This is a genomic window from Arcobacter arenosus (assembly GCF_005771535.1).
In the GTDB taxonomy this organism is placed as follows: domain Bacteria; phylum Campylobacterota; class Campylobacteria; order Campylobacterales; family Arcobacteraceae; genus Halarcobacter; species Halarcobacter arenosus.
Window position 1 is genome coordinate 205,679 of record NZ_VANU01000001.1, and the last position, 12,662, is coordinate 218,340.

Consider the following 12,662-nt stretch of genomic DNA (forward strand, 5'->3'; position numbering starts at 1 on the left):
TCACTTTGGCAAAAATTGTTTTAAACAAAGAAAACTACTTTCATAATTTAGAAATAATTACAAAACAAACAGGCTCAAAAGAAAAAACTGCTGTAGTACTAAAAGATAATGCATATGGACATGGACTTCTTGAGATTGCTAGCTTAGCAAAAGAGTTTGGAATAACAAAAGCAGTAGTGAGAACTCTTGAAGAAGCTAAAAAAATTGAGTCTTTTTTTGAGCAAATCTTAATTCTTGCTGAGAGAAGTTATTCAACTTATTCACATACTTTTCACATAGTTGTGAATACAATTGAAGAAATCGAAAGGTTACCCGAAAATACGAATGTTCACTTAAAAGTTGATACAGGAATGCATAGAAATGGAATAACCACCAAAACTCTGAAAGAGGCTATTTTAGGGCTTTCTAGTAAAAATTTAAATTTAACGGGTGTAATGACCCATTATAGAAGTGCTGATGAGCTTTCATGTGACTTTTTCTTTCAAAGGTCAGTTTTTAATCAAGTGAAAAAACAAGTGTGTGAAATATGTGAACAACTTTTTTTACCAATTCCTAAGTTTCATTCTGCTAATTCATCCGCTTTATTTAGATTTAAGAATTTCGATGAAGATTTTGCAAGAGTAGGAATAGCTCAATATGGATATTTAGAAACAAATCCTATCTTTGACAATCCAAAATTGAAACCTGTAATGTCACTTTGGGCAAATAAAATTTCAACAAGAACAATAGAAAAAAATCAAAAAGTTGGATATGGTGGAAAATTTATTGCAAAAGAAAAAATGGAAATATCAACATATGATGTTGGATATGGAGATGGATTTTTAAGACTTAATGGAGAACATAAATATTTTACTCCTAAAGGATATGAAGTTTTAGGTAAAGTTTCAATGGATAATCTTTCTATAAACTCTTCAGATGAAGAGGTTTGTATTTTTGATGATGTAAAAAAATTAGCAGAAATTCATGACACAATCACTTATGAAATAACAACAACATTAATGCCAGGTATCAAAAAAGTTATAAAATGAAAAAAACAATTGTTGCATTAGTTGTTTTCATAAATATATTAAATGCAATAAGCTTTGAAGAAGTAAAAAACCATGAAAAAAAATATGGGACTTTAGAAGCTTTATCCCACTACAGAAACTTAGCTTCAAAAAACAATACAAAAGCAATGATTGAAATTGCAAAAATTTATGCAAATGGTAAAGAGGTTCAAAGAAGTTTTCAAACTTCATATGAATATTTACAAAAAGCTTCAAAACTAAACGACCCTGAAGCTTTTTATCTATTGGGAAAACTTCAATTAAATAAAAAAACACCCTACTACAATCTAGTTGATGCATATAACTCTTTTATAAAATCTTCAAAACTAAACTACGCACCTGCTCAAAATATCTTGGGAGTATTTTTAGTTAATGGTGTAGTTATAGAAAAAGATTTTAAAATGGCAGTGAAATATTTTGAACGAGCATCAAAGCAAGGATTAATAGAGGCCCAATGTAATTTAGCTTTTATGTATGCAAGTGGTAAAGGAGTTTTCCCAAACTTTGGTAGAGCCCATGCCTTTGCAAAAAAAGGTAAAGAGATTGGAAATAAAAAATGTATCAAAGTTTGGAAAGATTATAATTTAAAAAAATATCCAGAAGATAAAGGTTGGAAATTTAACTTTTATAATAAACCTTAGTTTATCAAAGCATCATGCCATTGAACTAAACTTAATCTATATCCACTTTTTACTTCTAAAACTTCATGGGTAAAATAGGGATTACTTAAAAAAACAATCATCTCCCCAGCTTTTGGAATATACTTTATGTTGTTTCCCTTTTCATCATATAAAAAATTAAAAACTAACTCTCCACCACTAAATGTGTTAAAATCATCGTTATCTTTACAAGAACTAGCAAACAATACAGTTGTAATTTTTCTATTTAAAGCTACATTTTTAAAACCTACTAATTCATCATCTTTTAAAATCATATTTGAATCATCGCTATGTGCTTTATAAAAAGAACCCTTTTGGTACTCTAAAACTTGAACTTTTGTACTAGTTGTTAAAGCCATTGAAAAAAAATCTTCAATCAGTTTTTGACATTCTAAAAATCTTTTTTTATAAATATTTTTATATTCATTTGATAGCTTATAGATTTTTGTTTTTCTAATACTTTTATCTGTTTCATTTAGATAGTTTTCTTTTTTAATCTTTGCATCAATATAATCATCTTCTTTTTTGATATTTTTAATAATATCATCACATAAAGATTCAGCTAAAAAGTCTTTGATAATCAAAAATGGATAATCGTAATATGGATTAGGAAGTAATCCAAACTCTAACTCAAATTCATTTAGTCTATTGTCACAAAAGACAAAATTACTAATTTGTTCTAATTTCAATCTTGTTCCTAAAATAAAATAAGGATGACATTATAATTGAAAAAAAAGGTTTTTTACTAAAAATAAACTTAACTTAAATTGTAGGGGAATAAAGTACCTAGAAAAGGCACTTTTTTTTAACTAATAAAAGATTAATTTGGGTTGCTTACATCTTCTAAAATAAATTCTATATTATTTTTTTGACAATATTTTATATATTTTTCAAAGTTATCATCTAAAATTTTTTCATTAAATGATGCTAAAGATAATACTACTTGTCTTTTTTTATTCAGTATTTTAGGTAATGAAGATAGTTCAATCTCTTTTGGCATTTGTTTCATTACAGGGATTAAATCATTTTCTCCACAAAATGCAGTTAAAGTTTTTCTATATTTTTCAATCTCATTTTTAGGATAAAATTTATCTAATGCTTCAATAACCATTGATTGACTCATAGAAGGAAAACCTGGAGTAAAAAAGAATCTATTTTCTAAATAAAAACCAGGAACATTGTTTACAACATTTTTTAATAATCCTGCATTTAATGGTAAATGTCCCATCTCTATTCTAAAAGGATAAGCTTCGTCACCAAATTGATTTATTATTAATTCTTTTGCTTTTTCATGGTATTCCATTTTATCATCAGTAAAAACTTTTGCAGCTATGGCTCTTGTATAATCATCAGGAGTTGCACCAATTCCTCCAAAACAAAACATTACTGAGTTTTTATCTGACTTAATAAGTTGGAATATTTTTTCCATAAGTTCCACATCATCTTCAATTACAAATGAGGCTTTATGATTCCAATTTCGTTTTAATAATTGTTCATTTAAAAAAGAGAAATGGGCATCTTTTCTTCGCCCATTTAGTAATTCTGTTCCAATAATTACGCTGTAAAAGTTAGGTTGATTTTTCATTATATTTTTGATTTTATAAAAGTATCCATTTCATCAACAATCTCTTTGATTGTTCTTTCCCCATCTATTTTTGCTAATAGATTTTTAGATTCATAAAACTCTTGAATTGTTTTCAAAGGCTCAATATAAACTTTCATTCTATTGTTAAAAACTTCCACATTATCATCGGCACCCCTTGCTCGACCTAAAACTCTGTCTCTTGCTACTTCAGGTGAAACAACAACTTCAATAACATTAACTAATTCCACTTCAGTTTCATCTACTAAATATTTATCTAATTCATTCATTTGTTCGAAACTTCTTGGATATCCATCTATTATAATTACATCAGTTGGAGCGTTTTTTATTGCTGTTATAATTGTTTCAATGGCAATATCAATTGGAACAATAAGACCTTTACTAATATATGTATCAATTAAAGCTCCCCTTTGACTTCCACTTGCAACTTCTGCTCTAAACATATCACCAGTTGAATAATGTGTAATATTTTTGTGATTTTCAGCTATTAGTTCGGCATCTGTAGTTTTTCCACTTCCAGGTGCACCAATAATTAAAAATAATTTTTTCATTTAAGACCTTTAATTTTTGAAGTGGCAATTATATCAAAACTCTTATGAATTGTTTATTTGATATTAAATGGTTTTTGAATACAATACTCAAATCAAAAAAGAAAAACTAAGGAAAAGAAACATGAACTTAATGCTATTTGGAGCACCTGGAGCTGGTAAAGGAACTCAAGCAAAATTTTTAATAGAAAAATATAATATTCCACAAATCTCAACTGGAGATATCCTAAGAGCAGCAATTGCTGATAAAACAGATATGGGTATGGAAGCTAAAAAATTTATGGATGCTGGGCAATTAGTTCCTGATTCAACAATTATTGGTATTATTAAAGATAGACTTGCTGAAAATGACTGTAAAGAAGGTTTTATTTTAGATGGTTTCCCAAGAACTTTAGCTCAAGCTGAAGCTTTAAATGAGTTAATGGCAACAATGAAAATTAGCTTAGATAAAGTGATTTCACTAAATGTTCCAGATGAATTAATTGTTGGAAGAATCACAGGAAGAAGAGTATGTTCTAAATGTGGAGCATCATTTCACGTAGAGTTTAATCCTTCAAAAGAAGAAAATGTATGTGACTACTGTGGTGGTGAATTAATTATTAGAAAAGATGATAATGCCCAAACTGTAAAAAGCAGATTAGAAGCTTACCATGCACAAACTGCACCACTAATTGATTTCTATACTAAAATGGGTGTATTTATGGAACTTGATGGAACAAAAGAGGTTTCAGAAGTAACAGAAGATATGTTTAACGCTTTAGCGTAATTTCTTACACAAAATATAAAAAGGGACGACTTTATTGTTGCCCCTTTTTTTTATGATTTAATTTTCAGCTTTATATTGTTCTATAAAATCTTCTAACAAATAATCAACTATAGATTCATAAATATCTACTTCTAAATTTTCAGCAATAAAACTATCATCTTTTTTATAAGTAATTGCTATGGTAAGAAGAGATTCATCTCTTACAGGCTTGATATCCTCAACTATCATAATAGAGGTTTGAACAAATTGTTTATCAGCAATTTTCACTATTTTTGCTTTAATTATAAAGTTTGAATAGTTTTGAGTATTTGTTTTAATTCCTAATTTTTCAAGCTCTTCTTTTACTTTTTTAGTAATCTTTTCTTCAAGCTTTTTTGAGATATTTTCTTTTTTATTTAAAAATTTTAGGTTTACCTCTTTTATATTTTCTAAAGAGTATGGAGTAAGGGCAAAAGAATAAACAAACGTAAGAAACAGAATAATCAACTTTTTCATTTTGAAACCACCTCATCTAAGATTTTAGAAAACTCTTTTTTATTTTTATATCCTAAAACTTTTTTTATTACACTTTCATCTTTAGGATTAATAAAATATACAGTTGGCACAACTTTTACTTCATACTTTTTTGGATAATTTTTTAAGTCTTGGTCAACAGCTAAAGGGACAAAGTTTTTTTGAATTATATTATTAATATTATCTCTTGTAAGTGTCTGTCTTTCTAGTTTTCGGCACCAAGGACAAGATTTAGTACTAGCAATCATCATAATAGACTTATTTTCTTTTATTGCCCTTTCTAAAGCTTTTTCATAAATAGTTTCATAATTCATCTTCTCAATAAACTCTGAAGATGATGCAAATAATCCATTTAATAAAAGGATTAATAATAAAATATATTTCATAGCTACTCCTTTAGCTTTGCATTGATGCGCCACTACTTTTTCTTCTTTGATAGTATTTTTTATCTATCACAATATTTTTTTGTTTTTCTTTTCTTAAAGTATCTTTTTCAACAAAAATCGGTTTTCTTGTTTCTGGATCAAGTTCTGTATAATACATTACAGCAGAATATGTTCCAGGAGTTGGTGTGAAAACTTGAGCTTGTTCAGGATTCATTTTTAGTTCATGGGTTGTAAATTGTTTTAATTCATGCATATCTCTTTCTTCACATCCTGGGTGTGCTGCAATTAGATAATATGTCAAGAACTGTTTCTTACCAGCTTCTTTGTTTAATCTATCATACATCTTTTTAAATTCTATTAATGGCTGTTTCCCTGGTTTACCCATAAGTTTTAAAACTCTATCAGAGGTATGTTCAGGAGCTACTTTCATTTGTCCAGATATATGGTGTTCAACTAACTCTTTTAAATATGTATAGCCATGTTTTTTATCTGCTGGAATAAAATCATATCTTAATCCAGAAGCAACGAAAGCTTTTTTAACCCCTGGTACTTCTCTAATATCTCGAAGCAATTTAATACTTCTACTGTGGTCAACTTTCATAACCTTACAAAGTCTATCAAAGTCTACACATCTTATATCATCACAAGTTCCCTTTTTAAGTTTTTTACCACACTCATATCCATACATATTAGCAGTAGGACCTCCTACATCAGAAATGATTCCTTTAAAGTCTTTCATTTTTGTAAAATCTTTTGCTTCTTGGATAATATTTGCTTCACTTCTAGTACGGATTGTTCTTCCTTGATGAACTCCAATAGCACAGAAGTTACACTCTCCCCAACAACCATGATGAGTTTGAATAGAAAATTTAATTGTTTCTAAACATTTTACTTTTCCCTCTGGCTTGTGGTAAGGGTGTAAATCCCTTTGATATGGGTACATTGCAATCTCATCCATCTCTTTTTCATCAAGATAATCACATGGAGGATTTTGAATAGCATATCTAGTATCAACTTTTTGACAAAGACCATTTGCATTTATAGGGTCATTGTTTTGATAAAAATGATCAAAAAGGTCTATATATTTCTCTTTATCATCTAAACACTCTTGGTGTGATGGAAGTTGGATATACTCTTCAACTGGCTCCTTTGAGATATAACATACACCTCTAACTTTTCTAGGATCTGTTCCATCTCTAAGGGCTAAAGAGAACTCTCTAATTGCCATTTCACCCATACCATATATTAAATAATCAGCTTTTGCATCAAAAAGTACTGGTTTTCTTAACTTATTTGTCCAATAGTCATAGTGAGTAACTCTTCTTAAACTTGCTTCAATTCCACCTAAAACAACGGGAACTGTATTTTTATAAAATCTTCTAATTAGATTTGTGTAAACTAATGTTGCCCTATCAGGTCTTTTATCATTTTTTCCACCTGGAGTATAATCATCAGAATTTCTAAACTTTTTTGTAGCAGTGTAGTTTGATACCATTGAATCAATACTTCCACCACTAACTCCCCAATAAAGTTTTGGTTCACCAAGTCTAGTAATATCATCACTTTTAATATCAGGTTGCCCAATAATTCCAACTTTAAATCCAAGTTGTTCTAAAATTCTCCCAACAACAGCAACGCCTATAAAAGGAGAATCTATATATGCATCACCACTTATTAGGATAACATCGCATTGATCCCAGCCTAAGGCATCCATCTCTTTTTTAGTTGTTGGTAAAAATTTTGTTTTTATATTATTCATTTAAATTTTGACTCTTTATATATTTTTCCGTATTGTGCCAAAATCTTTGTTAATCTACATATATTTAAGACTTTAATTCTAATTATAAATTTTCAGTTAAATTTTCATCAATCTTTTTAATATCAAGTAACATCGCAACTTGTGATTCTCCAAAATCATTTATATCAACTAAACTTTTTATTAATGTTCCTGAACCTAAAAAGTGACTTTCAATATTTTGTATTGAAGATCTTTGAACAACTGAAATACTTTCAAGGGAAGAAACTAAAATTCCAACACAATGTCCTTTATTATCTTTATCGTACTCAAAAAGAATAATATTATCTACTTCATTGTCTTTTATCTCTTCATTTAAAAAATCTCTTATATCAAGTACTGAGATTAATCTTTCTTTGTGTAAAACCATCCCTTTAAAGTGGTTTTTCTTGTCCATTTCTATTGATTCTTGTAATTGTTCAATTCCTACAGATTCAATTACATTTGATGCTTCAACTGCTAAAAATTTATTTCCTAAATAAAATGTTGCAAGTTCTACACTGTTTTCATCAAACTTTTTATTTGTGTTTTTATTTAAAAACTTCTCTGTACTGCTTTCTTTGTAAATTAATTTGTCTTTCTTCTCACCTATATAAATAAAAACAAAAGATAAAACATCGTTTTTATATTTATCATTACTACTTTTATATTCCCTATAACCACTTGAGCATCTAACTCCAATAGCATAGTATTTACCATTTCTTTCTATAATTTCACTTAGTTTTTCACCATTTTTAAGTTCAAAAAATTTATCTTCAATTTCAAGTCTTGAACCAACTTCATATTTTTCACTTGTTGTTGAGATAATTGTTTTATCTCTATTTGTAAAAAAGGCATAAACTCCATCGTTTTTTGTAGGCAAACAATCTTCAAGCATTGCTTTAAATTGTGGTTTTGAATCAAATACAATGGCTATTCCACCATTTATTATTGAATCATCCTTAGATGACCTAATTGCAGCACAATAAACATAGGTTGACTCATTATTGTATAGATTTGTTTTTTCAAATTTTGAAACACAATACTCTTGTGTATCTTGTAATTTAAAAGTATCACCAACCCAATTTTGAGACAGTACTTTCCCAACAAGATGTTTTTCATTATCATTTGATACAGCTATAATCTTCCCATCTTTATCAAATACTATTAAATTTGTGTATACTGTATATAAGTCATTGATATATTTTAAAATTGAAGAGATTTCTTTTTCATTATAAGCTAAAGAAGAAGGCTCATCAAACATCTCTCTAAAAGATGATGTTAAAGCCCACCATCTACAATCATTTGCTCTTTCATAAAGATTTCTATCCATAATATCAATAGCCAAAGATGATAGAAACTCACTATCTTTTAAAATTGAACTTATAATAGTTTTATTTAAATTATTTAAAGAGGAATTTGCCTTTGTACCAGTTATTCCAATCTCATTTAAAAGTGATTTAGAGAATCCTCTATTTGAAGAGTTTAATTTACTTTGAGCAATATTACCATTCCAAATTACACGACTTAGATTATCTTGAATAGTTTTACTTTTATTAAATACCTCTTTTAAATCTTTTGAGAAATGGTTTTCATTTTCCATCATTGAATCAATAACTTTTTTATCATAATTTACGTCATTTAATACATCACTTAAAAAAGCATATTCTAAAGGAATCATTATATGACCATACCAATTTAAACCCATAAAACCTTGATATCCTTTGGTTTCACAACTTTTTGCTATATAATCTCTACCTTGAAAAGTTATAATTTTATAAGTTTCATCTTTTACAATAGGTACTTTTACATCCCATGGGATATGATTTCTATCACTTGAAGCTATAACATAACCATTTTCATCTAATAAAACTAGACACTCTTTATTTGAAGGGTCAATTAGATTATCAAAGACACCTCTCATCTCATCAATAAATTTAAAACATAAACATAAAACACCCATTGTCGTAGAGTTTGGGTCATTGTTTTCTGTAACTTTATAAGAATATACTAATGACCTATTTAATTTTGGTAAAAAGTCATGGGACTGATAAGTTTCTACATACTCATCACTAGTATTAACAACTTTATCAATAAATTTTTTATCAATAAAATCACCAGAAGTATTTTCATCTAACCTAGCTAAAATTCTTCCATTTCTATCTGCTAGGACAATGTCAAAATAAACAGAATACTTATCAACATATTCTTGAAATCTATTTTTTATTTTATCTTTTAAACCTTTGCTATCATCATTATACTTTGAAACATAGTTTTTAATAAAATATCTAATATCATCATCAGTTGCAAGAAAACCAATATCAGCTGTTCTTTCAAAAAGATTTCTTATAACAATATCAATTGCAACTTGTGCTTTAAAATTCATTTCAGCAGTTACTTTTTTGATTGTTTCTTCACTTAAATGGTTTAATAAAGTTGAAGTAAGATTTAAAAAGTTTTCTTTTGTTTTCCCTATATCAATATTTATATCTCCTAATTGTCCTAAAAGTGCATAGATATCCCAAGATGAACTTAAAGTTCCTAACTCTTCTCTATATTTTTCAACATCTTCAATATATTTTATTATGGGATAGAGCTCTTTTTTTACATTTATACCTTTATAATTGATTAGATTTTTTGACATAAACATCCTTCATTTTTGATAGTATAATGATACTACATATCAAAAAAAAAGCTTTTATACAACTGTATAAAAAATCTACTTTTCAAATAAATAATTTTTTCTTATGATTAAAAAAGGGATTTTATAAAGTAGTTAATCTTCTAACTAATGCATAAATTGATATTTTCCAATTTCTTTCAAAAACATCAATTTCAATAATTTGTCCATCTATATAGTTTGCATAAGATTGTGCAATTTTATAGTTATTTCCAACATCAAGAAGAATATGTCGTAAATGCACTTGTTGAGAAAATTCTAAAAAATTTGAAACTTCATTTAAATAAATCACTCTATTTTCTTTGTGATATACATTTAATCTAAATCTTTTTGCAAAGTAATCAAGTTTTTCATTAAATACCAAAAATCCATATACTTCGGAGTTATCAATTCTTTTTTTTAAATATAAATATGTTTCGTCTAATTCTTCTAAAAATTTTTCATAATTATCTTTGAAAAAATCTTTATTGTATTCTTGCATATTTACTAATTGTTCATAGATGTTTTTTGCATACTCTCTACAAAGAACTGGATCCATCCAAAGATAAGGATTGTCTAAACCATTTTTGGTTTTAAGTTTTGAGATATTTTTATTAAGATTAATAACTTTTATCTCTTTATTTTTAGATTTAAAAATATCAATAATCTTTTTTTCAATGGGTAAGTCAAAGGTAAAATAATATTTGCTAAAAGCTAAATCATCAAAAGTTTTCTCTTCAATTTTTGATAAGTCATAATCTTCAGAAAAAATTGTTTTAATATAAAGTTCATCGTTAGCTATTTTTTTTATAAAATATTCCTGTACAGGATAAGTAATTGTGACAGTGTCTCTACAGAATAAAAAAGTTGTAAAAAGAAGTAGTATTAAGAATATTTTTTTCATACTACCTCTTTTTCTAATTAGATTTCTGTTTTTCTAACTCTTAGTGCAAGTTCTTTTAATTGATCATTATCAACTTCACTTGGTGCTTGAGTTAATAAACATTGTGCTCTTTGAGTTTTAGGGAACGCAATTACATCTCTAATTGAATCAGTTCCAGCTAGTAACATAATCATTCTATCAAAACCTAGAGCAAAACCTCCATGACTTGGAGCACCATATCTTAATGCTTCAAGTAAGAATCCAAATTTTTCATTAGCTTCTTCTTGAGAGATTCCCATAAGTTCAAATACTTTTTCTTGAATCTCTTCTTTATGAATTCTGATTGAACCACCACCTAATTCTGTACCATTTAATACTATATCATAAGCAATTGATTCAATATCCTCTAAATCTTCAACATTATTTAAATCACATTTTTCTAAATTTGGCATTGTAAATGGGTGGTGAAGTGCTTTTGTTTTTCCATCTTCAGTTTCAAACATTGGGAAATCAACAACCCAGATAAATTCATAAGTATCTGCAGGGATAATATCCATTTGCTCTGCAAGGTAAAGTCTAAATCTTCCCATATAATCACAAACAGTTTTTTTATCTCCAGCTCCAAAGAATACAACATCTCCAACTTCTAACTCTGTTGTTTTTACGATTGCTTCTAAATCCTCTTCTGAAAAGAATTTAGTTAAAGGACCTTTTAAACCATCCTCTTTCATTTGGAAGTAACCTAAACCTTTAGCTCCAAATTTTCTAACATAATCTTCAAAACCTTTCATCTGTCTTTTTGAGAATAGATTATCTCCATTTGGACATCTTAGTGCTTTGATTCTATTGTTTTTCTTATCTTGTGCAATTGAAGCAAAAATTTCATTTGTAGAATTTGCAAAAATATCGATAACATCAACCATTGCCATATCGAATCTCATATCAGGTTTATCTGAACCATATTTTTCCATTGCATCTTTATATGTAATTCTTGGGAAAGTTGTTGGAACATTTTTACCACAAGCTGTGAAAGTATCATGGATTAATTTTTCAGCTACTTTAATCACATCCTCTTGGTTACAAAAACTCATCTCAACATCTATTTGAGTAAATTCAGGTTGTCTATCTGCTCTTAAGTCTTCATCTCTAAAACATTTAGCAATTTGGAAATATTTATCAAACCCAGATACCATCAATAATTGTTTAAATAATTGTGGAGATTGTGGTAATGCATAAAATTCACCTGGATGAACTCTACTTGGAACAAGATAATCTCTAGCTCCTTCTGGAGTTGATTTTGTTAAAATTGGAGTCTCAACATCTAAAAATCCTAAATCATTTAGGCAATTTCTAACTGCAATATTTGCTGTACTTCTTAATTTAAAAATATCAAGAGATCTTTTTGTTCTTAATTCTAAAAATCTATTTCTTAATCTAATCTCTTCATTAACTTTTTCATCACCTAATTCAAAAGGCATAGGTTTTGATTTGTTTTCAATAACTAACTTTTCAACTACAATTTCGATTTTTCCAGTGATAAGATTTGGATTTTCTAAACCTTCACCTCTAGCTCTTACTTTACCTGTTGCAATTAAAACAAACTCATCTCTTACACTGTCAGCTACTTCCCATGCATCTTTATTATCTGCTGGGTCACAAACTAGTTGAACTAAACCACCTCTATCTCTTAAATCAATAAAAATAATTCCACCGTGGTCTCTTCTACTATTTACCCATCCAGCTACTGTTACAATTTCGTCAATGTTTTTTTCTGTTACTTCTGTACAATAATGCGTTCTCAAATCTGACTCCGTCTATATATCTT

General features: G+C 28.0%; 12 protein-coding genes. 3 read left to right on the top strand and 9 right to left on the bottom strand.

Annotated features, from left to right (window positions below; all coding sequences use genetic code 11):
- Nucleotides 1-5: 5 nt before the first annotated feature.
- Nucleotides 6-1,028 carry an alanine racemase gene (locus tag FDK22_RS01045; protein WP_138150918.1) on the top strand — a complete coding sequence of 341 codons (1,023 nt, stop codon included), beginning with the start codon at nucleotides 6-8 and terminating at the stop codon, nucleotides 1,026-1,028.
- On the top strand, nucleotides 1,025-1,687 hold the full coding sequence (locus tag FDK22_RS01050) for a tetratricopeptide repeat protein (protein WP_138150919.1): 663 nt from the start codon (nucleotides 1,025-1,027) through the stop codon (nucleotides 1,685-1,687). Before FDK22_RS01045 ends, FDK22_RS01050 begins: the two co-directional genes overlap by 4 nt.
- Here the strand turns inward: FDK22_RS01050 and FDK22_RS01055 are convergent.
- The 3 genes from FDK22_RS01055 to FDK22_RS01065 all read right to left on the bottom strand — a co-directional run bounded on the left by FDK22_RS01055 (nucleotide 1,684) and on the right by FDK22_RS01065 (nucleotide 3,859).
- Entirely contained in the window at nucleotides 1,684-2,394 is a 711-nt protein-coding gene (locus FDK22_RS01055; protein WP_138150920.1) for a 2OG-Fe(II) oxygenase, read from the bottom strand. The two genes, FDK22_RS01050 and FDK22_RS01055, sit on opposite strands and share 4 nt — an antisense overlap.
- 131 nt (nucleotides 2,395-2,525) lie before the next feature.
- The gene (locus tag FDK22_RS01060; RefSeq protein WP_138150921.1) at nucleotides 2,526-3,290 is read right to left on the bottom strand and encodes a competence/damage-inducible protein A; all 765 of its coding nucleotides are present in this window, start codon (nucleotides 3,288-3,290) and stop codon (nucleotides 2,526-2,528) included.
- On the bottom strand, nucleotides 3,290-3,859 hold the full coding sequence (locus FDK22_RS01065; RefSeq protein ID WP_138150922.1) for an adenylate kinase: 570 nt from the start codon (nucleotides 3,857-3,859) through the stop codon (nucleotides 3,290-3,292). Before FDK22_RS01065 ends, FDK22_RS01060 begins: the two co-directional genes overlap by 1 nt.
- Before the next feature lie 121 nt (nucleotides 3,860-3,980).
- Between FDK22_RS01065 and FDK22_RS01070 the strand changes: the two genes are divergently transcribed.
- On the top strand, nucleotides 3,981-4,622 hold the full coding sequence (locus FDK22_RS01070) for an adenylate kinase (protein WP_138150923.1): 642 nt from the start codon (nucleotides 3,981-3,983) through the stop codon (nucleotides 4,620-4,622).
- 57 nt (nucleotides 4,623-4,679) lie between these two features.
- Here the strand turns inward: FDK22_RS01070 and FDK22_RS01075 are convergent, their stop codons facing one another.
- From FDK22_RS01075 to aspS, 6 genes are all read right to left on the bottom strand, one after another.
- Nucleotides 4,680-5,117, bottom strand: a complete 438-nt coding sequence (locus tag FDK22_RS01075; RefSeq protein WP_138150924.1) for a hypothetical protein — start codon at nucleotides 5,115-5,117, stop codon at nucleotides 4,680-4,682.
- Nucleotides 5,114-5,521 (bottom strand): thioredoxin family protein, encoded by a 408-nt coding sequence (locus FDK22_RS01080; RefSeq protein WP_138150925.1) that lies wholly within the window; start codon nucleotides 5,519-5,521, stop codon nucleotides 5,114-5,116. Before FDK22_RS01080 ends, FDK22_RS01075 begins: the two co-directional genes overlap by 4 nt.
- 10 nt (nucleotides 5,522-5,531) lie before the next feature.
- Nucleotides 5,532-7,280, bottom strand: a complete 1,749-nt coding sequence (locus FDK22_RS01085; RefSeq protein ID WP_138150926.1) for a YgiQ family radical SAM protein — start codon at nucleotides 7,278-7,280, stop codon at nucleotides 5,532-5,534.
- An 82-nt stretch (nucleotides 7,281-7,362) separates the two neighbouring features.
- Nucleotides 7,363-9,939, bottom strand: coding sequence for a chemotaxis protein CheW (locus FDK22_RS01090; RefSeq protein ID WP_138150927.1), 2,577 nt, complete (start codon nucleotides 9,937-9,939; stop codon nucleotides 7,363-7,365).
- A 121-nt stretch (nucleotides 9,940-10,060) separates the two neighbouring features.
- On the bottom strand, nucleotides 10,061-10,858 hold the full coding sequence (locus FDK22_RS01095) for a metal ABC transporter solute-binding protein, Zn/Mn family (protein WP_138150928.1): 798 nt from the start codon (nucleotides 10,856-10,858) through the stop codon (nucleotides 10,061-10,063).
- A gap of 17 nt (nucleotides 10,859-10,875) precedes the next feature.
- Nucleotides 10,876-12,639 (bottom strand): aspartate--tRNA ligase, encoded by a 1,764-nt coding sequence (gene aspS, locus FDK22_RS01100; protein WP_138150929.1) that lies wholly within the window; start codon nucleotides 12,637-12,639, stop codon nucleotides 10,876-10,878.
- Nucleotides 12,640-12,662: the final 23 nt, after the last annotated feature.